The organism is Novosphingobium naphthalenivorans NBRC 102051, assembly GCF_001590985.1.
In the GTDB taxonomy this organism is placed as follows: Bacteria; Pseudomonadota; Alphaproteobacteria; order Sphingomonadales; family Sphingomonadaceae; genus Novosphingobium; species Novosphingobium naphthalenivorans.
Genome location: NZ_BCTX01000081.1, coordinates 1 through 19634, shown reverse-complemented (window position 1 = coordinate 19634; position 19634 = coordinate 1). Strand labels below are relative to the sequence as shown.

Here is a 19634-nt window from a genome sequence, read left to right as displayed (position 1 = left end):
CTTGCCATGCGAAAATAGGGACCGGCGGATTGGAACGGTGAAGGCCGTTCATCTGCGCGTGAATCTGGTTTCGCCGACTACTTCGTTCGGGTCGATGCCAAGAGCAATGGGTGTGCAGTTACGGCAGGACCGTCCGGCACCATGTTTTCCCCTGTCCGACACGCGGCTTCGCCCGGCACCGCGAACCCGATGGACGCGTGCCGGGCCGACATCGCGCCGGATTCCTTCCGAGCCCGACGCCCGCATATCCGGGTGCAAGGAGTGATAGATGCTTAATACGGCGACGGTGACTTCGGCGGGCATAGTTCAGCAACGCCTGGATGAGGGAAGGCTGCGTGCGATCCAGTTTCGCGTATTCGCGCTCTGCACCCTGGTTACCATGCTCGACGGCATCGACAACCAGTCGATTGGCGTCGTCGCGCCGCTGATGAGCAAGGATCTAGGTCTGGACAAAACCGCGCTCGGCTCGATCTTTTCGGTGACCCAGATCGGCGCGACGATCGGTGCCCTCCTGTTCGGCTTCGTCGGCGATCGATTCGGCCGCAAGACTGCGATTGGCTGGTGCGTGACGATGATGACAGTGTTCATGGTCTGCCTTGGAAAAACTGGTCCAATTCTGAAGAGAGCCCATTTGGGCATGAGAATTGGAGAAATGTTTGGGACGTCAGAGGTTTACGCCGGAGCAGATCATAGCGAAGCTGCGTGAAGTAGAGGTGATTGTGGGGCGAGGCGGCACAGCGGTGGAGGCTTGCCGCCAGATCGGGATCGCGGAGCAGACGCTATATCGGTGGCGCAAGGAATATGGCGGGCTGAAGGTCGACCAGGCGCGGCGAATGAAGGATCTGGAGCGCGAGAATGCGCGGCTGAAGAAGCTGGTGGCCGACCTCGCGCTCGACAAGGCGATCCTGCAAGAGGCGTCGAAGCTGACTTTTTGAGTCCCTCCCGTCGCCGTGAGGCGATCGAGCAGATCCGTCGCGCGTTGCCGGTATCGGAGCGACGGACCTGCCGTGTTCTGGGCCAGCATCGTTCGACACAGCGCCATCCACCGAAGGATGATGCCGACGAGCGGCGGCTAACAGCCGACATCATCGCGCTGGCCAAGGACTATGGCCGGTATGGCTATCGCCGCATCCATGTCTTGCTGGGCCAGGCGGGCTGGCAGGTCAGCCTGTCAGTGGTTGAGCGTATCTGGCGGCGGGAGGGTCTTAAAGTGCCGAAGCGGCAACCGAAACGGCGGCGGCTCTGGCTCGGCGACGGATCGTGCATCCGGCTGCGCCCGGAGCATCGCGGGCATGTGTGGTCCTACGACTTCGTCGAGGATCAGACGCACAACGGTCGCAAGTTCCGAATGCTCAACATTATCGACGAGTTCAGCCGGGAATGCCTGGCGATGGTGCCGCTGCGGCGCTTCCGGTCGAACGACGTGATTGACGTGCTGACCGATCTGTTCATCGAGCATGGGCCGCCCGAGCATATCAGATCCGATAACGGCCCCGAGTTCGTCGCTAATGCGGTGCGCGAGTGGCTCGGCAGGCTTGGCGTCATTACCCTCTATATCGAGCCCGGCAGCCCATGGGAGAACGGCTATATCGAAAGCTTCAATGCCCGTCTGCGAGATGAACTGCTCAACGGCGAAATCGGGACTGTCAGGAATTTCGTGTGCGGCGAGGCATAATGGGCAACCAGGAGACCCAGTATGTCACGACGCAAAGAACCCTCAATACCGAACGACATTCTCGACCAGCTGCTTGCCGGCACTGACGCGACTGCGGCGCTCAGCCAAGGCGGGCTGCTCGATTCATTGAAGAAGGCGTTTGCCGAACGGGCCCTCAACGCGGAGATGGATCACCATCTTGGCCAGGAGGAGCAAGGGAACAACAGCCGGAACGGTTATGGTCGCAAGACGGTGACGACCGACGGGGGGCGGATCGAGATCGAGGTTCCAAGGGATCGAGCGGGCAGCTTTGACCCGCAGCTGATCGCCAAATATCAGCGTCGCTTCCCCGGCTTCGATGACAAGATCATTTCGCTGTACGCGCGCGGTATGAGCACCCGGGAGATTACGGGCCATCTGCGCGATCTGTATGGGATCGAGGCCTCACCCGATCTGATCAGCACAATCACCGACGCCGTGCTGGAGGAGGTCGCAGCCTGGCAGCAACGCCCGCTGGATCCGGCCTATCCGCTGGTTTTCTTCGATGCGATCCGGGTCAAGATCCGGGATGAGGGGATGGTCCGCAATAAGGCGATCCATATTGCCCTGGGGGTCATGGCTGACGGCACCAAGGTGGTCCTCGGGCTGTGGCTGGAACAGAATGAAGGCGCCAAGTTCTGGCTCCGCGTCATGAACGAACTACGCAATCGCGGTGTCGAGGATATCATGTTGGCGGTCGTCGACGGCTTGAAGGGTTTTCCCGACGCCATAACCGCCGTCTTCCCAGAAGCGATGGTCCAAACGTGCATAGTCCACCTGCTGCGCAACTCGATGGATTTTGTGGCGTGGAAAGATCGCAAGGCGCTCGGAACGGCCCTGAAAGCCATATACCGCGCCGTCGATGCCATCGCTGCCGAGGAGGCGCTCACGGCGTTCGAAGCCAGCTTCTGGGGCCAACGATATCCCGCTATCGGCCAGGGCTGGCGTCGCGCATGGCCTGAGGTCATTCCATTCTTCGCCTTCCCTGATGATGTCAGGCGGATCGTCTACACCACAAATGCCATAGAGGCCCTGAATTCCAAGCTACGCCGCGCGGTACGGGCGCGCGGACATTTCCCCAACGATGAGGCCGCGACCAAGCTCCTCTATTTGATCTTGAACCGATCCGAGAAAGAGTGGAAAATGCCGCCACGTGAGTGGAACATGGCGAAGGCACAATTTGCTGTGCTCTTCGGCGAACGATTCATCAGAGCCATGGCGGCCTGATGATCAACCGCCTCGCCGCACACGAAATTCCTGACAGTCCCGCGAAATCTTCTACAGCCTTGAGGAGGTGCGGATCGTCACCGGCTGGTGGCGCGATCATTACAACCGAGCACGGCCCCACAGCAGTCTCGGATATCGACCACCGGCCCCGGAGACGATCAAGATGCCAGCCTGGCCGCTCGGCTCCGCTACGCTCCGCCTCCCGCCCACGCTGGCATCAGAGGCGCAGATCAACTAACTACACAACCGGACCAGTCATTGCGGGCAGTCCACTCGAGCCAGACCAGAGCGAGCTGGATCGCCACTGGCCAGCCCTCGGTCCGGAGGGCCAACAGCCGCGCTTCCGCTTGGGAGGCGCGGCCACCGAGATAATCCTCGATCTCTGTTGCGGTGAACCTGAGCCTGTCCTTTTCCAGCAGGAGTGCATGTCCCGCCGATTGCAGATGCTCTAAGCGGAAGCCGGGACGCCCACGCCCCGCAACGATGAGCCGCAGATTGTTGGGCTGGCGGGCCAGGAGTGCATCGAGAAAGCCGTCTACTGCGGAACCCACCACGTGATTATAGTCGTCGAGGATCAGCGTGATCGCCTTATTCGCCTCCTCGATCGCGAGCAGCACCTGATCGAGCGCGGCCAGTGGGCGAATATTGAGAAAGCCGCTTTTCACTGCATCCGTCAGGGAAGGCAACCGCAGGCCCGCCGCCTCAATGCTTGATATGAGCCCGGCAAGGAAATTATCCGTGTTGCGGTCGGTCTCGTCTATGTTGAGCCAGCTCACAAACTCTCCGCGCAATCCGAAATGGGCAGCGAGTTGCAGCAGTAGGGTGGACTTGCCGTAGCCAGCGGACGCGTCAATTACGATGAGTCGATTGAGATCCGCATCAATGAGGTCGATCAACCGGTTCCGCGCGATGACACGCGCAGCGAGCCGCGGCTGGCTTACCTTCGACCGAAGGAGCCAGCTAGCCTGACGGCCGGGATCGAATTCGCGCATCGTGGACATTGGGCTGAAGCCCGCAACATGGCGCAGGCAAAGCGGAATTCAAGGTGCGGCCGTACATCGATGAGGCCGATTTTTCTCCATACCGATCCGGGAGCAGCACTAAGAATGCGCCCCAGTCAATCCGCCCGCACGGGGAACCCCGGGCCAAGGGCGGCCTTGTTCTACCGCGTCCGATGGGGAATCCGAAGGGAGACATCGGGAAGTTCGGCAGCAGAAACCCTTCGAAAGTCGTTTGGGTGTGGATATTGTCATCCCGAAATCATAGCGTGGTGTCGCAAATGTTCAACCTTGGGACGAGAGCAGCTGGGCGAAGCTCGAGCGCCGACCCTAGTCCTGCTAGCGCCAAGCCATGATATCCTTTCCTGCGGCTCCTGCTCAGGCTATCTCCGCTGCTGATCCCAATGGCGCTCCGGGTAAACGCTGGAGCGACAAAGGGCAGCTTGGGTATCGCCTCCGCTCCCCAACCCTTTATTGGACATTTCTTCAGAAGCATACCATTCTCGAACGGGGTGGACTTATGCGCAGGTTCTGGGCTGGATTGTTATTGGCCGCGCCTATGGCTGCGGCATGGGCGCACGCCACAGCCTAGAACCTTGCCTTGACTCGCCTTCCTTCTTATTATGTTCTCAACTGGGCCTCGGTAAGGAGCTCTCCAACTACCGCATCATCACCGTCGCGCCGAACGCCGAAGTCGCGCCCTATCAGGAGCGGCACGGCGCGATCATCCACCGTCGGCAGGTGATGCAATGGCTCGACGGAACCGTATCCGAGACCAATCTGCTCGAGACGCCGCCGGCGCGCACTTTCCTTGTCGAAGAGATCGTCGACGGCCCGCGGCAAGCTGCGTTGGCACTGTGATGCGCGACAAGCGTGCCGCTTGATCAAGGAGTGAGGCGATGAGCCGCTTATGGGATACGCCGGAATATTTAGGCTCCGTCTCCGATTTGTATTGTTGATGTGGTTGAATAGCCTGGTTCATACAGGCGGCCCGATGGTCGGTAGGAGTCTGCTTTCGTGGCGATGATCGTTCGCGCCGTTCCCGGGGCGCCAGGAATCCCGGCAGGGTTCCCCATCATCCGGACTGACCAGATGCAGTCGAGCCGGCCTTCGCCTGGTTGCTCGATCACGCGAAATATGGCGGTCGAACCGAGCCTAGCTACACGCTTCGCACCTACGGCGAAACCTCTACGACTGGTTCGATGCTCTTGAGCAGTCAGGAATAAACTGGGCCGACGCCGATGAAGGTACGATCGCCGGATATCGCAACAGAATGTTGGAGACAGTCAGCCAGCACACTGGCCGGCCTTATGCCAGGGCAACCATCAACGCTCGCGTATCGACCGTCTGCCGCTTTTACGATTGGGCGCAGGATCGGGGCATGGTCGCAATGTCACCGACACGGTCGACCCAGCTTCATACCTGTCGTTATCGGGATCCTCGATCCCGGCTGCTGAGATTATCCACCAATCGGCTGACCTATATACAGTCGCGCGCACCTATTCACACGTCACCGCAAACAAAAGGTCGAGCCCCTGATCAACGGAATCAATCGGGTTCGGCTCGACCGCGCGGCTACGGATTCGCCGCGACTACGGCTCCGCAATCGCCTCCACCCCTGGCCATTACGGCGACTATTCCGAAGCTTCGATCAGCGCGGTTAGCTTGGGATGAGCATCGTCCGCGAGCGGATTGACGATTGTGAGTCCACGCGTCACGAACTCGTGCTGCATGTCCTCTGATAGTAGGAGCGCGCATCCGGCATCCGCCGCAGCGGTTACGATCAGCGCATCCCAGAATTGCAGCTTGTGATCGACCACAAGATCGGCTGCAGACAGCGCGGTGCGCGTTTCCGAGGCCGACGTCCCAAACGCTTCGGCGAACTCGAGCAGGACCTCGCGCGCCTCTTCGGCGGAAGCACCACTGCGTCGCAGCACCACGAATAGCTCGCCCAAGGTTTGGGCGGGGGCGACAAGGCTGGCCGATTCCGCAAGTCGGGACACAAGCTCCCGAACCTTCGTGATCTTGCCATCATCTTCTGCTGATCGGCTGACGCCCGCAAGGTAAGCGAGAATATTGCTGTCGAGGGCGACACGCATCATTCGTAGAGATCGTCGCGCGACCAATTGCCGGAATGTCGGACGGGAAGGCTGGTGACGAACTTGAGCAGCCGGTCGACCGAACGGCGTTCCTGATCGCGATCGACGGGAAGGACGCGCGCGACGGGGCGACCGCGAGACATCACGGTGAAACTCTGGCCTTCGGACACATCGCGGAGAAGCTCCGAGAAATGCTGGTTGGCCTCGCTGGCACTGATCGCTCTGTCCATGCTTTTAATTTAGTGGGTAACACTAAGTTTGGCAAGGTTGGGGTTCGACGGTCGTGGCGCCTCGGTCCGTCGGCCTATTTCCAGAAATGTTTGATAGCCCTCCGTGTAAAGCGTTAACCATTAGCAACACAGTCGACCGCTCCCTTAAAAGGAGCGCGACGATAAAGATGTCTTTGAATGAAATGATTGTCCGAAAAGCGGAACCGCGACCCAAGCCATATAAAATGTTCGACGGCGGCGGATTATATCTCGCGGTCCAGCCGAGCGGTTCGAAACTTTGGCGGCTTAAATATCGATACGGCGGGGTGGAGAGCGTTCTTTCTTTCGGCGCCCATCCCGCGACATCGCTCGCAAGTGCCCGGCATAAGCGCGAGCGGGCACGCCATCTTTTGGCGACGGGCCGCGATCCCAGACTCGAACTGAGCCGCGAGGGTTCCAGTCAAACCTTCGAAGCCGCAGCGCAACTCTGGCATGACAACCGACAGCACACGCTCGATCAGGCACATTCCGCGCGGATATTGGCCCGGCTGGACCGCGACGTTCTGCCATTTCTGGGATCACGCTGTATCCGGAGCATCGAACCGCCGGACGTGCTCGCCGTGCTTCGTGGGATCAAGGCGCGCGGTGCGCTCGAAATCTGTCGCCGCGCCAAACAGAATATCAGCCAGATTTTCCGCTTCGCCGTTGCGAGCGGATGGGCGGACAATGATCCGACAACCTGTTTGGACAATGCGTTGAAGCCGCGCCTTCAACCCGAGCATATGCATCGGATAGGTTTCGGTGGCATGCCTCGCCTGCTGGCCAAGATAGCATCTTACAATGACAATTGCCCTGACCGGCAAGCCGTCACGAGAAATGCGCTTCTCTTCACATTGCTGACTTGGGCACGGACGAAAGAAATCCGCTTCGCGTCGGTCGACGAGTTCGAGGATCTGTCAGGGAAGCAGCCACTCTGGCGCATCCCGGCAGTGCGAATGAAGATGCGCCGCGACCACCTCGTTCCCCTCCCACTCGAAGCCGCCGGCATAGTCCGGGCGATGCTCGATGGACGCGATGACGGCTATGTTTTTTCCGACGATGGCAAAACACCGACCTCGCCGAACAGGATGATTGGCGCTCTCTATCGGCTCGGCTATCGCGGCCGGCAAACGGTCCATGGTTTTCGGGGTCTCGCCAGCACCTGGGCAAACGAAGCGCTGAAGGAGACGGCCGATCTGCGCAATCCAGTCCGCCCCTATGATCATGATTGGATCGAATGACAGCTTGCTCATATCGAGACCAACGGCGTTCGCCGCGCTTATAACGCGGCCCAATATCTCGTGCCGCGCCGCTACATGCTCCAGGACTGGGCGGACCAGATTTCGCGCTGGATGTACGGAGGCGATCGGTGATCTGGAAGCGCCGCCGTCCGGCGGTGGGTGTTAGAATAGCGCCTTTCTCGCGATTTTCATCGGCAGGAACAGCCGTGCGGTCGCCTGGCCGAGCGGTGCGAAACCATAGCGCGTGTAGAAGGCATGCGCTTTGGCGTCGATCGGATCGACAACGATCATCCGGCCGGCGGCTTCGACCGCGCAGAGGCGGGCAAAGGCGTCAATCAGCAGCAGTTCGCCAAGCCCTTTCCCTTTCATCGACAGATCGCGCGCGAGGCGTCCGATGAGGAATGCGGGGATCCGATCGTAGCGCGGCAGGCCCTTTCTCTGTTCGGGCGAAAGCTCGTCGCACAGCACGGCATGAGCCGAAATCGTGTAATAGCCCGCGACCCGCTCCGACCCGGTCGGCAGCGCCACATAACAGGCGGCGAGGTCGCCGCGCTCGTTCTGACCGGCGGATTTCAGCAAATAGTCGCTGAGCGAGGCATGCTCGCAGGCGAAGCCTGCCCGGTCATGCGCCGCCGACAGCCGCTCGAACTGGAAACTGGTCGCGTCGCTCACGCATGGCCCGACGCAAGGGCGCGATGCCGTGCCGCCGCAGCGCGAAGCGCCTCGTTGGGGGCGTCGTCGGCATCGAGCGCGCGCGCCAACCGCTCGAAATCGTCGCGGTTTAGGCGCGTGACCTCCGCGTCCTCGATCGCCCGCTGCGCAGCGTCCTGTACGGCGGCGGTCACGAACGCCGCCACCGTCTGGCCACGCAAGGCCGCTGCATGGCTGACGCGGCTGTGCAGCGAAGGCGGAACGCGGACCTCGAGCCGTTCGGAACGGCGCTCTTGGGACTCGGCAACCATGACTGGGGTACTCCTTTGCTCGATATGTACGGCATTTTACCGACTTTTTCAACATGTCCGTGATGCCCAAGCGGAGCGACTTTGCCACATGCTTCAGGATTGAGCGGGTTAGGCTTCCCTCTGGATGCAAGGAAGGCCTTGGTTATTTGGACAGACTGCCTCGATCCGACCCTTGATGCGCCTAGCTAACGCCTCATGGACCCCAATTTTGCCCATTTGGGATACGATCGAAAATATTTTTCATCGTCCCACTGTGTCCACCGATGGTCCATTCTGACCACCGACGTCCAGATCGTTGATTTTAGGTGATTGAAAAGACATGATATTCATGGCTTCCGAAAGGAGGCATCCTATGTCTGTCAAAGATTTGGATCTTCGCCATGCCAAGCCCCGCGAGAAGCCCTACAAGATCGGGGCAGGGCACGGCCTTCATCTGAGCGTCCAACCGAACGGCTCCAAGCGGTGGCGGATGAAGTACCGCTTTCACGGCAAGGAGAATTTGCTGAGCTTCGGCCCCTATCCGGACGTGACCCTTGCCGAAGCAAGGGCGAAATGCCTTGCCGCGCGCGACATCCTGCGATCGGGTCGTAACCCCGCGCTCTACCGTAGCCAGGCAGCGCATGCCGCAGCGATGAGCTTCGAGGGCATCGCGCGGATGTGGCATGCCGGTCGCGCCGAGAATATCTGTCCGGAGCCTGCGCAACGCGTTCTTGCCAGATTCGAGCGCGATGTCTTTCCGCTGATCGGCGGGCAGGCGATTACGAGCGTCCGGATTGCCGAAGTCCTCGACGTTCTGCGGCGGGTCGAAGCGCGTGGCGCGCTCGATACCGCTCGTCGGCTCAAGCAGAATATCAGTCAGGTCTTTCGCTTCGCGAGGGCGAATGATTGGGTCGACAATGATCCGAGCGCCCACCTGTCGGGGGCGTTGCGTCCCCCGCGGCGGCGTAGACACATGCCGCGGGTCGAACTGTCGGAATTGCCCGCCCTTGTTGCGGCAATTCGTGCCTATGACGATGGTTCGGTGCCGCGCCGTCGCGAGACAACCCGGCATGCCCTGCTATTCACCTTGCTCACCTGGGCGCGCACTGGCGAACTACGCAGTGCGGCATGGTCCGAGTTCGAAGGGCTCGACAATTCCAGTTGCCAGCCGCTGTGGCGCATCCCGGCCGAAAGGATGAAGACGAAGTGCGAGCATATCGTGCCATTGTCGCGCCAAGCGGCGTCGATCCTGCGTCAGCGCAAACGCATGCCGGGAAGGGGGCACTTGGTCTTCTCCGGCGACGATCCAGATCGACCAATTTCCGAGAACACGATGATATATGCCTGTTACCGGATGGGCTATCTCGGTCGGCAAACGGTTCATGGCTTCCGCGGCCTCGCCTCGACCTGGGCAAACGAAAGCGGCCGATATCGCCCTGACTGGATTGAAATGGCACTCGGCCATAATTGCGAGGACAAGGTTCGGGCGGCTTACAATAGCGCCCTTTACCTCGACATGCGGCGTACGATGCTCCAAGATTGGGCGGATCATTTGGATCGAGTCGAGGCTCCACAGCGTGCCCCGGCGCGCGCGAATGGCCCAAATCTCGTCAACTCACCGAGCTTTCTGAACGGTTGGTCGATTGGGGGTCAAATTGGGGGTGGATTCGACCCTCAGGTGCGATTTCGCCCGCAAGAAATGATTACAGATCAATAAGTTAAAGGTTAAAATTCGGCGCTCTCCTCCGCTACCATCGCAACCTCAGTAGAAACCTCGCATTTCTGCCGCATTTTGTGGCTTCCGAGGCTGCGAGGAGCTCCAAATTCAGCCTGTACCTGTTGCTCACATATGGGCTCGTTTAGACCCATTTGGACGCCACTTATAAACTGATTTCGTGGCCTGGCGATGTCGAGGTTTCAATGAAACGACAGGATTTCACTCAGGGTCCCCTCGATGCTCTGACGGCCGGGGAGGAGCCGCTCCTGTCGACTTCATCGCGGCGATGTTCATACGAATGGATATTAATCGAGCGGAAGCCCTTCGCTGGTGGACCATTTTTTCATCAATCGGTTGGGCATCAAGGTCTTGTCCTGCAATTTGCGGGACACGTCCGCGCCTCCGACAGGCAGGTTCGCCGGGTCGAGCAGTCCTGCCTGCACCAGGACCGACGCCTGATCGAAATAGATATGTTCGTTATAGATCTTGCCGCCCCGGAACGATACGACGACGATCATCGGCACTTCGATATAGCGCCCGGTCGGCTCGATGTCCGGCAGCAACCAGGATATTTCCTTGTCGTGGGTGAAGCACATGATCATTTCGTCCACCACGCGGTTGACGCCGACGGTGCGCGAAATCGGAATGATCCGCGTGTCGTCGGGGTGCACATCGCAGAAATGATATTTGTAGAACCGCAGCAGCATGTCGTGGCCCACGCCGCCCATCACCGTAGAGGTGATGTTGACATAGGGCTCCTCGACCATCGTATCCAGTACGGCATGTGCATCCTTGGTCACGAACTCATGGTAAATATGCTGCTCCCACATGCCTTCCAGATCGAATTTCGGGCCGATCGCGGCGCGGATGATCGCAAGGGTGCGGATATAGGCCAGTTCCTCGGCCGCCGCGGAGAAGAAGCCGCGATGTGGGTTGGCAAAGCCATGGCCGGCCTTGTTATACATCCATAGCGACACATTATCATGCCGTTCCGCCAGCGCCGCGATCGGTGCGATGTCGGCCGCGCAATCCTGGTCTTCCGTACCGAAATGGAAGCCCAGCGGGATTCTGACCTGCTCCAGTTCGTCCAGATGATCGGTGATGCCGACGCCATAATAAGCCACGGCGCAGTCGATGTCAGTGCGGGCGGCCGCCATCGCGGCCAGTCGACCGCCCAGGCAAAAACCCACGGCGCCCACGCCGCCACGCTGTTCCGGCATCGCGCGCAGAGCGCCGATCGTCGCCTTTATATCGTCGATGGCCAGATTCAGGTCGAACTGCCGGTATATGTCCATCGCACGGTCGAACTCCGCGTCGGTCAGTTCGACCCCGGCTTCGATCCGCCAGTAAAGATCTGGCACAGTGACGACATAGCCGTCGCTTGCGAAACGATCAGCCATGTCGCGCATGAACTGCGTCACGCCGAACGCTTCCTGCAGCAGGACAAGGCCCGGCCCGCTGCCGCCTTCCGGCATCGCGACATAGGCGTTGAAGCGGCCGCCATCGGCCGCAGTGATTTCAACCAGATTGCCCATCACTCATACTCCCTTGGCGTTCGCGGTGGATCAACATAAAGGCCACCCAGCCCCTCATCTCCGCCCGTTCAGTCGACCGAGCCACGCCAGATGGTCACGCCCCCATCGATCATGTGTGATGCGCCGGTGGTGAAGGAGGAGTCATCGGACGCGAGGTAGCAGACGAGCTTGCCAATCTCTTCGGGCGTTCCCATGCGCGGGATCAGGTTACCTCCGGTAAAGCCCTTGAGCGCGGCGGCGCGGACTTGCGGATCTTCGATGATGTCGAAATATTTGTCGAGCAGAGGCGTCTTGATCGTGCCGGGATTGATGCAATTGACCCGGATGCCGAACTGCGCCAGATCGACCGCCATCGCCTTGGTCAGCATCAATACGCCGCCCTTGGTCGCGCAATAGGCGGGCGATGCCGGCATGGCCGTGAAAGAGGCCATTGATGCGGTGTTGATGATCGACGCGCCCTTGGAATCGCGCAGCCAGGGCAGAGCGGCGCGCACAGCATACCAGATGGACCGCAGATTGACTTCGTAGACGATATCCCAGATGTCGTCGTCCATTTCGTGCACCGCGGTTTTCTGGGCCAGATCGGTTTCATGCGTGCCGGCATTGTTGTGCAGCACGTCGATGCCACCGAAATGATCCGCCGCACCCTGCATCAATGCCGCGATCTCGGCCTTGTTGCGCACGTCGCAGGCGATGAACGTGGCATCGCCGCCCAGATCCCGAATTTCCGATACGGTTTTCTGCCCACCGTCGGGGTTGCGATCGCTAACGACGATCCGGCCGCCCGCCTTGGCCAGTTCGATCGCGCAGCCACGGCCAATGCCCTGGGCAGCGCCGGTCACGACGCAGACTTTTCCATTCATGCTGCTACTCATATCCGCTCTCCTTGCATGATTTGCCGCCGGCTTTCGGTGCCGATCCAGGCTTAGAAATAAAAAGAGTGATTGCGCACTCCTTATTTTTTTGGTTTAGTTTGCATGCTATATTCGTGTCAAGATAGCAGATGAGGCTAGCTGACGGGAGAGTGAAGATCAGGCATGACTAAAAATCCAGACGCTCTCGCCAGGCAGCAGGAACGCGCGCAAATGCGACGCGAGCAGGTCCTAGCGGCTGCCGAGCAATGTTTCCGGCGCGAGGGATTTCATGCTGCCAGCGTTAATCGGATCGCCGCGGAGGCGGGCATGAGCGTTGGGCATGTCTATCGTCATTTCGATAATAAGGAGGACATCATCCTCACCCTGTGCGAGCGTAAGTTCGCAGACTATATCAATCATACGCCCGGCCTGGCTGTTCATACGAAGATGGATACGGATGCGGTCGTCAATACGGCGCTCGATGATTTCGATTGGCTGGTCGATCCGGTCCAGGCGCGATACGTCATGGATGTGTTCGCCGAATCGGGGCGTAGCGAACAGATCAACAGCATCGTGGCCGATCAGGACTATCGCCTGCGGCATAATGCTCGTGTCCTGCTGGAACCTTATTTCCCGCCCGAACGGCCTGAAGAACTGGAATGCAGGGTCGAAATGCTCGTCCTTGTGCTCGAAGGCCTGATGATGCGGACGGTGGCAAATCCCGAAGGCGACAAGGCGCGCTTGAAACTTGCCTTCCGCCACCTGATGCGAGCGATACTCCAGTAGCGCCTTCAGGCCGGACTGCCTCCGCCCCGGTCACGGGACCATGGGCTTGAACGGTCTGTCGATGAGGAACGGCACTGCCCGGGACCGAGGATTTGTCGCGCGTGCGCCTGGTTGACAGGTGAATATGCCTTCGCCCTTGACAAGCGAGATATTTATGGACATGTCCATTTAGAAGCAGGTACGGGTACTACGAACGCACCTTTGAATGTGCTGCTGGTAGCGGAGAGGATGTCCAAGTTATTTACTGCTGAGCAATGCCGAGCTGTTCGCCAGCTATAATATCCAGGTCGAAAAGACCCGCATCGCCGAGGCCGGTTACAGCGTGCCCGGCCCGTGTCGCCCACCCTATGACGTGTTCCCGGAGGAATATGCCGAAGCGTCGCGGGAGTGTGGCCGTCGCTGGAAACTGTTGCGCGAAGAAGTGGCTGCAATGAAGGAGACAGCGCTGTGAGCATCGGGACGCCTGTCAAGGATCCCGCTATCCGCGCCGAACTGGAAGCACTGATCGCCGAGCATGCCTATCGGCTGGATTTTCATCTGTCGGAAAATCTGGGCGATCTCTACACGGAAGATGGCTGCCTGATCGGTGCCGGGCCGGACTGTATCGGACGCGAGGCGGTCAATGCCTATGGTCGCAGCCGGGCTGAGGCCCGGACGCGTCGTGCCCGCCATGTGGCGACCAATTTCCGATTCTGGGAAGATGGCGCCGATCAGATCAGGGGCGTGTGCTTCATCATGCTGTTCCGGTCGAGCGGCCCGGACCTGACCCCGGCGGAGCCGATTGCGCTGGCGGACGCACATGACATCTACCGGCGCGAAGCGGAGGGCGTATGGCGCATCCGCGAACGCCGGATCGTCCTGTCGTTCGAATCCGAAGCCCACAAAGCCAAATAATCATACAGGTTCATCCGCCGGAAGCGCGGAGCATCTTCAAGGAGAGTTGTTATGGCCTATACGGATTTTTCCGGGTAAAGCCTGACCGAACTGGTATCGCTCGCCGGCCGCACCGCCGTTGTCACGGGCGGCGGCGCAGGGCTTGGCCGCGCGATAGCGCTGCGTCTTGCGGAAGCGGGCGCGACGCTGGTCATCGGGGACCTTAATCAGGCCGAAGCGCAGGCGGTCGCGACCGATCTGACGCAGTTCGGCGGCCAGCATCATGGCGTCGGCATGGATGTGCGCGACCATGACTCGATCACGGCGCTTGCCGATCTGGCTGTGGCACGGACGGGCCAGCTCGACATCTGGGTGAACAATGCCGGCATCTTCCCCGCCGGCGGCGTGCTCGAAATCACCGACAGCGATTGGGGGACGGTGCTCGACATCAACCTGCGGGGCACGTTTTTCGGCGCGCGTGAGGCGGCGTTGCGGATGAAGCAGAACAGGGGCGTGATTATCAATCTGGCGTCGACCGCCGGGTTTGACTGCACCAACGGCCTGAACCCTGCTCATTATGTGGCGTCCAAACATGCGGTGGTGGGCCTGACCAAAAGCCTTGCGGTCGAACTGGGGCACAAGGGCATTCGCGTGGTTGGCGTCGCCCCGACGATGACCGAAACGGACGGCGTCGCGGCCATGCGCCGTCGTGGCGAGGAGGTGAACGCCGGGTTGAACATGTTTGCCAGCCGCCTGCCGCTGGGACGATCGGGGCGGCCCGACGACGTTGCGCGTGTCGTCCAGTTCCTCGCGTCGAACATGGCCGGCTTTGTGACCGGCAGCGTCATTCCCGTCGATGGAGGAGAATTGGCCGGCTGATCGATCGCGCGGCCTGTCCGGCGGACAGGTCAGGCGCGGGCAATCACTCTCCGCCCGCACCTGTGGGCGCGCGATCCGTGCCCGATTGACCTATGCCGGTCGCGCGGTCATTGCATTTGGATCCGCAGGATTTTCACATGTGTGTATCGGGACTATGGATATGACAGGGGAATTCCAAGACCTACGGATGCCTGGACTGGAGATTGACCGTGACGCGTGTGAGAGAGCGAAACAAGGCTGAGAAAAGGGAGCGCATAAGGCTGGCGGCCCTGAAGCTGTTTGCCGAACATGGCTATGACGCCACGACCTTGCGCGACGTGGCGCACGAAGCGCATGTGGCCCTGGGTACATTGTCGCTATATGCTGCGGACAAGCGTGACCTGACGCTGCTGGTGTTCAACGAAATCACCCTTGAGATCATGGAACATGCGATCGATCTGGTAAGGGCGGCGGACCAGCCGCTCGATGAGCGTATCCTCGCCTTTTTCAGCCCCTTTTATCGTGACTGGGCCAGCAATCCGCGTCTCGCCCGCATCTTTCTTCAGGTCAATTATTATTCCGGCGGCATGCACGGCGAGGAATATAAGCGCACACGCCGCGCCGTCGCACGGCAGGTTGAACTGCTGGTGGAGGATGCGATCCGTAAAGGAGAGATCAATCCCGGCGAAACGACCGAGATGATCGCCCAGAATTTCTTCCTTATCTTTTCGGCGACGGCCCGTTTCTGGATCGGTGGCGACGATCCGGTGGCCGACGAGGGCATCGCCTATCTCGGACGATTGATAAAGTTGCAGATCGTTGGATTGAAGCCCAGGCCGATCAGCAGCCGGGCGATCAAGGCCGTTTCCCCCGCGCGACCCCGCAGTCAGGCGAAAAAAGCCCGAATGGACGGTTGATCTATCGCGACAGGCGGGAAGCGGGCGGGGTGCCCGGCCGTTGCCATATGGACTGCGCTCGTCTCCAGCTTGCTTTGCCGCGCGACGCGATATTTCCGGGAGGGGCCACGTTGCCGCCGTCGCGCCGGGGATGATCAGCGGTCAGTACGAATGCGCCGGGATCGCCGGGCCTGACAGCTGGTAGTCGTGCAAGGGACAGCAGCGGCAAAAGCTGCGGAATCTCATTCAGGGTCTCTGCCATATTTTATTGAAAATATGGACATGTTCATTATGTAAGAGCGATCGATCTTGACATGGGCAAAAGCCCGGTCGAAAATGGACGTGTTCATAATTAATATATGATCTATCCGGCCGAAAACCGGCGGTTCGGGATTTGGAGAGCGAAGGCATAATGACGCGCAGCAACAGTTCAGATCGTGTCGCAGGCATCCACAGGATCGCCCTGCAAATGCCGGACATGGCCGAGGCCGTGCGTTTTTATCGCGACACCTGGAAGCTGCGACCGGCGGGCAAGGATGGTGAGTATCACGCCTTTCGCACGGCCGATTGCGCGCATGACGATTTCCTGCTGAAGCAGGGGCCTTCGCGGATTGCGCATCTGGCCTTCGCCGTCGCTTCGATGGAGGCACTGGACGGATTTGCCGCGCGGCTTGCGGCAGCCGGCTTTCGGGTGTCGGTCCCCGGAGATGCGCTGCCGCGCAGCGACGCGGCGGCCATTGCGGTGACGGACCCGGACGGCCGGGAAGTGAGGCTGGTCGTGCCAGCCGGGGATACGGCTCCCGCGTCAGGCGACATCGATCCTCTCGGCCCGCTCGCCATCGGCCATGTCGTATTGTGGACGCCCGATCAGCCGGCCGCTGAACAATTTTACGGGCTTCTGGGGTTTCAGGTGACCGACCGGACCCATGCGGGCATGTCCTTCCTGCGCTGCAATGCGGACCATCACACGCTGGCGCTGATGAAAAGCAAGACCGGGCGGACGGGCGTGCAGCATATCGCCTTCGATGTGGGGTCGCTGGACAATGTGATGCGCAATTTCGGGCGGCTGCGCGATCAGGGGCTGGATTGCGCCTGGGGTGTCGGACGGCATGGGCCGGGCAATAATATATTCAGCTATTATGCCGATCCGGCGGGCAATTTCGTCGAATATTATGGCGACATGGAAGTATTTCCGGTCGACGATCTGGTTGAAGCCCGGATCTGGGGACCGGAGCATAAGGGTGACATATGGGGGGTCGCCGGTATCCCCCCGCTGGCCTTTCGCGAATAGCGCCCGGCGTCCGCCTCTCTGCTGATTTGATGAGGCCGCATGGCGATGCGGCAACGGAGTAATGTTATGAATGGCCTGACGAAATCCACCCGCATGTTGATCGGCGGTGAACTTGTGGAGAGCGAGGGTGGCGCGTGGATGGACGCGATTAACCCTGCGACGGAAGATGTGATCGGTCGCTTTCCTGCGGGTAACGATCGCGACGTTGCGAAGGCGGTGGACGCGGCGGACAGGGCATGGCCACAATGGAATGCGATGGGCGTCGCCGCGCGGGCCGAAGCCATGCGCAATTTCGGCCGCAAGATCCTGGAACGGGCTGACGAGCTGCTTGAGGTCGAAGTGCGCGACACCGGCAACACGATCGCGCCGATGCGAGGCGATGTGAAGCATGGCGTGGCGAGTATCGATTATTATGCGGGGCTTGGTTATGAACTGAAGGGCGAAACCATCCCCGCTACCCCGGACAATCTGCACTTCACAGTGCGCGAACCTTACGGCGTCGTGGCGCGGATCGTGCCCTTTAACCATCCGGTGATGTTCGCGACGGCGCGCACCGCGGGCGCGCTGATGGCAGGCAATGCGGTCGTGGTGAAGCCGCCCGAAACCGCCTCGCTTTCGGCTTTGATCCTGTCGGAGATCGCACGGGAAGCGCTGCCGCCCGGCGTGTTCAACATCGTGACCGGTACCGGCGCTGGCGTGGGCGCGCCGCTGGTGCGGCACCCGGCGGTCAAGCGCATCGCGTTCATCGGCTCGGCGGGCACTGGCATGGCGATCCAGCGGATGGCGGCGGAAGTGGCGGTCAAGCATGTGACGCTGGAACTGGGCGGCAAGAACCCGATGATCGTGTTCCCCGATGTCGATCCGCAATCGATCATCGCATCGGCGATCGCCGGCATGAACTTTTCGTGGCAGGGTCAGTCATGCGGATCGACCAGCCGGCTGCTCCTTCACGAGAGCATTTATGACGAGGTGGTGGCGGGTCTGGTCGAACGGATCAACGCGATCCGGGTCGGCGATCCGATGGACGAAACCAGCCAGATGGGGGCGATCAACTCGAAGGTCCAGTATGACAAGGTGTTGAACTATATCGAGATGGCGAAGCGCGAAGGCGCAACGCTGCTTGCCGGTGGTCAGCGCCCGACCGGTCCGGGTTTTGAAAAAGGCTTCTGGGTGCGTCCGACATTGTTCGGGGACGTGACCCAGGACATGCGCATCGCCAATGAGGAAGTGTTCGGTCCGCTTCTCTCCGTCATGAAATGGTCGACTTTCGATCAGGCGCTGGAGATCGCCAATGCGGTCGATCTGGGGCTTACCGCGTCGATCTGGACCAACAATATCGACGATGCGCTCGGCGCCGCACGACGCGTGCGCGCCGGCTACGTCTGGATCAATTCGGTCGGCCCGCATTATCCCGCGATGAACTACGGCGGTTATAAGAATAGCGGCACCGGGCGCGAGGAGGGATTGGAGGAAATGCTCTCCTATACCGAACAGAAGGTCTACAATATCGCCTTGCGGCGTTAGGAGCCATGGAGATGGATGTCGGACTGCTCGACCATTATAATATCCTGACGCGCAAGCTGGATGAAACCGTGCGCTTCTACGAACGGGCGCTGGGCATGCGATCCGGCCCGCGCCCGCCCTTCGACGTGCCGGGGGCATGGCTGTATCGCGGCGATCATCCCGTCGTCCATGTCATCGACATCGCCGGAACGACGATGGAGCAAGGCGCGGGGGCGGGGGCGGGGGCGGTGGATCATATCGCCTTTCTGAGCCACGGCTTTGCGGCGATGAAACGGCATCTGGACGAACAGCGCGTCCCTTTCTCCGTCAACCTCGTCCCCAACAGCACCCGGTGCCAGATTTTCGTTCGCGACCCCAATGACATCCAGCTGGAACTGAATTTCGAGGTCAGGGACGAAGACGCGGTCGATATGCCGGAGGCGAATGCCCAGTCGATGCCGGGACAGCCGCGCTGAACATCAGCAACTGACCATAGGGGATTCAGACCGGTAGGCACGCGGGGGCATGCCATAGGCTTTGCGAAACAGGGTCGCGAAATGGCCTGAAGCATTGAACCCGCAAGCGAAGGCGATATCGGTGATCGAAAGGTGCGACGCGTTCCGCAGCATCCCGGCGGCCGCCTTCAACCGGACCTTTAGAATATAGTCCGATGGGGTGGTATCGGCGGTGGTCAGCGCAAGCTGGATATAACGGCCGCTGACGCCGAAATACCGGGCGATCGTTCCGGTGGAGAGATCCGGGTCATCGAAGTTCATCTCGATGTGGCGTTGCACCCGCGAGCACAGGTCGCGCCGAGGGGTGCGGATCTGCCCGTCGCCATTGGCCGGCCTGGCGAAGCGCAGCATATGCAGGA

At 60.4% G+C, this 19634-nt stretch carries 20 protein-coding genes and 2 pseudogenes; 14 read left to right on the top strand and 8 right to left on the bottom strand.

Annotated elements, in window-relative coordinates; translation table 11 throughout:
- The first annotated feature begins 268 nt into the window (after window positions 1-268).
- From NN5_RS20400 to NN5_RS25340, 4 genes and pseudogenes are all read left to right on the top strand, one after another.
- A complete protein-coding gene (locus NN5_RS20400; protein ID WP_067737574.1) occupies window positions 269-706 on the top strand; it encodes an MFS transporter in 438 nt (145 codons plus the stop codon).
- Window positions 657-1639: pseudogene (locus tag NN5_RS20390) on the top strand (IS3 family transposase); the annotation flags it as partial. The gene NN5_RS20400 and the pseudogene NN5_RS20390, both read left to right, overlap by 50 nt.
- A 57-nt stretch (window positions 1640-1696) precedes the next feature.
- Window positions 1697-2920: an IS256 family transposase gene (locus tag NN5_RS20385; RefSeq protein ID WP_067737567.1), complete on the top strand. Its 1224-nt coding sequence runs from the start codon at window positions 1697-1699 to the stop codon at window positions 2918-2920.
- Window positions 2921-2963: 43 nt separating this feature from the next.
- Window positions 2964-3158, top strand: a pseudogene (locus NN5_RS25340) (integrase core domain-containing protein); the annotation flags it as partial.
- On the opposite strand, the gene NN5_RS20380 reads toward NN5_RS25340, so the two are convergent.
- Window positions 3151-3816 carry a MalT transcriptional regulator family protein gene (locus NN5_RS20380; RefSeq protein ID WP_169801026.1) on the bottom strand — a complete coding sequence of 222 codons (666 nt, stop codon included), beginning with the start codon at window positions 3814-3816 and terminating at the stop codon, window positions 3151-3153. The pseudogene NN5_RS25340 and the gene NN5_RS20380 sit on opposite strands and share 8 nt — an antisense overlap.
- A 576-nt stretch (window positions 3817-4392) precedes the next feature.
- Between NN5_RS20380 and NN5_RS27030 the strand changes: the two genes are divergently transcribed.
- The gene (locus NN5_RS27030; RefSeq protein WP_245626641.1) at window positions 4393-4779 is read left to right on the top strand and encodes an SOS response-associated peptidase family protein; all 387 of its coding nucleotides are present in this window, start codon (window positions 4393-4395) and stop codon (window positions 4777-4779) included.
- A 773-nt stretch (window positions 4780-5552) separates the two neighbouring features.
- Here the strand turns inward: NN5_RS27030 and NN5_RS20370 are convergent.
- Window positions 5553-6020, bottom strand: coding sequence for a PIN domain-containing protein (locus tag NN5_RS20370; protein ID WP_053059117.1), 468 nt, complete (start codon window positions 6018-6020; stop codon window positions 5553-5555).
- Window positions 6017-6247: a type II toxin-antitoxin system Phd/YefM family antitoxin gene (locus tag NN5_RS20365; RefSeq protein ID WP_047820953.1), complete on the bottom strand. Its 231-nt coding sequence runs from the start codon at window positions 6245-6247 to the stop codon at window positions 6017-6019. The genes NN5_RS20370 and NN5_RS20365 overlap by 4 nt, the downstream gene beginning before the upstream one ends.
- 86 nt (window positions 6248-6333) lie before the next feature.
- On the opposite strand from NN5_RS20365, the gene NN5_RS20360 reads away from it, so the two are divergent.
- A complete protein-coding gene (locus NN5_RS20360; protein ID WP_245988127.1) occupies window positions 6334-7506 on the top strand; it encodes a tyrosine-type recombinase/integrase in 1173 nt (390 codons plus the stop codon).
- Between the two features lie 162 nt (window positions 7507-7668).
- Here NN5_RS20360 and NN5_RS20355 read toward each other — a convergent pair whose 3' ends face one another.
- A complete protein-coding gene (locus tag NN5_RS20355) occupies window positions 7669-8178 on the bottom strand; it encodes a GNAT family N-acetyltransferase (RefSeq protein WP_047820954.1) in 510 nt (169 codons plus the stop codon).
- Window positions 8175-8468: a type II toxin-antitoxin system TacA family antitoxin gene (locus NN5_RS20350; RefSeq protein ID WP_047820955.1), complete on the bottom strand. Its 294-nt coding sequence runs from the start codon at window positions 8466-8468 to the stop codon at window positions 8175-8177. Before NN5_RS20350 ends, NN5_RS20355 begins: the two co-directional genes overlap by 4 nt.
- Window positions 8469-8820: 352 nt before the next feature.
- Between NN5_RS20350 and NN5_RS20345 the strand changes: the two genes are divergently transcribed.
- Complete coding sequence (locus tag NN5_RS20345; protein ID WP_084385063.1) at window positions 8821-10164, top strand: tyrosine-type recombinase/integrase; 1344 nt, start codon at window positions 8821-8823, stop codon at window positions 10162-10164.
- A gap of 305 nt (window positions 10165-10469) precedes the next feature.
- Here the strand turns inward: NN5_RS20345 and NN5_RS20340 are convergent, their stop codons facing one another.
- Together NN5_RS20340 and NN5_RS20335 are read right to left on the bottom strand one after the other, a co-directional pair.
- The gene (locus NN5_RS20340; RefSeq protein ID WP_217998717.1) at window positions 10470-11699 is read right to left on the bottom strand and encodes a dienelactone hydrolase family protein; all 1230 of its coding nucleotides are present in this window, start codon (window positions 11697-11699) and stop codon (window positions 10470-10472) included.
- A gap of 68 nt (window positions 11700-11767) precedes the next feature.
- Window positions 11768-12574: an SDR family NAD(P)-dependent oxidoreductase gene (locus NN5_RS20335; RefSeq protein ID WP_067737558.1), complete on the bottom strand. Its 807-nt coding sequence runs from the start codon at window positions 12572-12574 to the stop codon at window positions 11768-11770.
- Between the two features lie 210 nt (window positions 12575-12784).
- Here NN5_RS20335 and NN5_RS20330 point away from each other — a divergent pair, with 210 nt between their 5' ends.
- From NN5_RS20330 to NN5_RS20300, 7 genes are all read left to right on the top strand, one after another.
- Window positions 12785-13339, top strand: a complete 555-nt coding sequence (locus NN5_RS20330) for a TetR/AcrR family transcriptional regulator (protein WP_037486827.1) — start codon at window positions 12785-12787, stop codon at window positions 13337-13339.
- 447 nt (window positions 13340-13786) lie between these two features.
- The gene (locus tag NN5_RS20325) at window positions 13787-14233 is read left to right on the top strand and encodes a nuclear transport factor 2 family protein (RefSeq protein WP_051585685.1); all 447 of its coding nucleotides are present in this window, start codon (window positions 13787-13789) and stop codon (window positions 14231-14233) included.
- Between the two features lie 81 nt (window positions 14234-14314).
- Window positions 14315-15091 carry an SDR family NAD(P)-dependent oxidoreductase gene (locus tag NN5_RS20320; RefSeq protein WP_129405292.1) on the top strand — a complete coding sequence of 259 codons (777 nt, stop codon included), beginning with the start codon at window positions 14315-14317 and terminating at the stop codon, window positions 15089-15091.
- A gap of 209 nt (window positions 15092-15300) precedes the next feature.
- Window positions 15301-15987 carry a TetR/AcrR family transcriptional regulator gene (locus tag NN5_RS20315; protein ID WP_067737554.1) on the top strand — a complete coding sequence of 229 codons (687 nt, stop codon included), beginning with the start codon at window positions 15301-15303 and terminating at the stop codon, window positions 15985-15987.
- Window positions 15988-16378: 391 nt separating this feature from the next.
- Entirely contained in the window at window positions 16379-17257 is an 879-nt protein-coding gene (locus NN5_RS20310) for a VOC family protein (protein ID WP_051585687.1), read from the top strand.
- 66 nt (window positions 17258-17323) lie between these two features.
- Entirely contained in the window at window positions 17324-18781 is a 1458-nt protein-coding gene (locus NN5_RS20305; protein ID WP_051585688.1) for an aldehyde dehydrogenase family protein, read from the top strand.
- A gap of 11 nt (window positions 18782-18792) precedes the next feature.
- Window positions 18793-19236 (top strand): VOC family protein, encoded by a 444-nt coding sequence (locus tag NN5_RS20300; RefSeq protein ID WP_129405294.1) that lies wholly within the window; start codon window positions 18793-18795, stop codon window positions 19234-19236.
- A 3-nt stretch (window positions 19237-19239) separates the two neighbouring features.
- Here the strand turns inward: NN5_RS20300 and NN5_RS20295 are convergent.
- Window positions 19240-19634, bottom strand: a 395-nt coding sequence (locus tag NN5_RS20295) for a helix-turn-helix domain-containing protein (RefSeq protein ID WP_217998715.1), incomplete at its 5' end; no start/stop codon positions are given.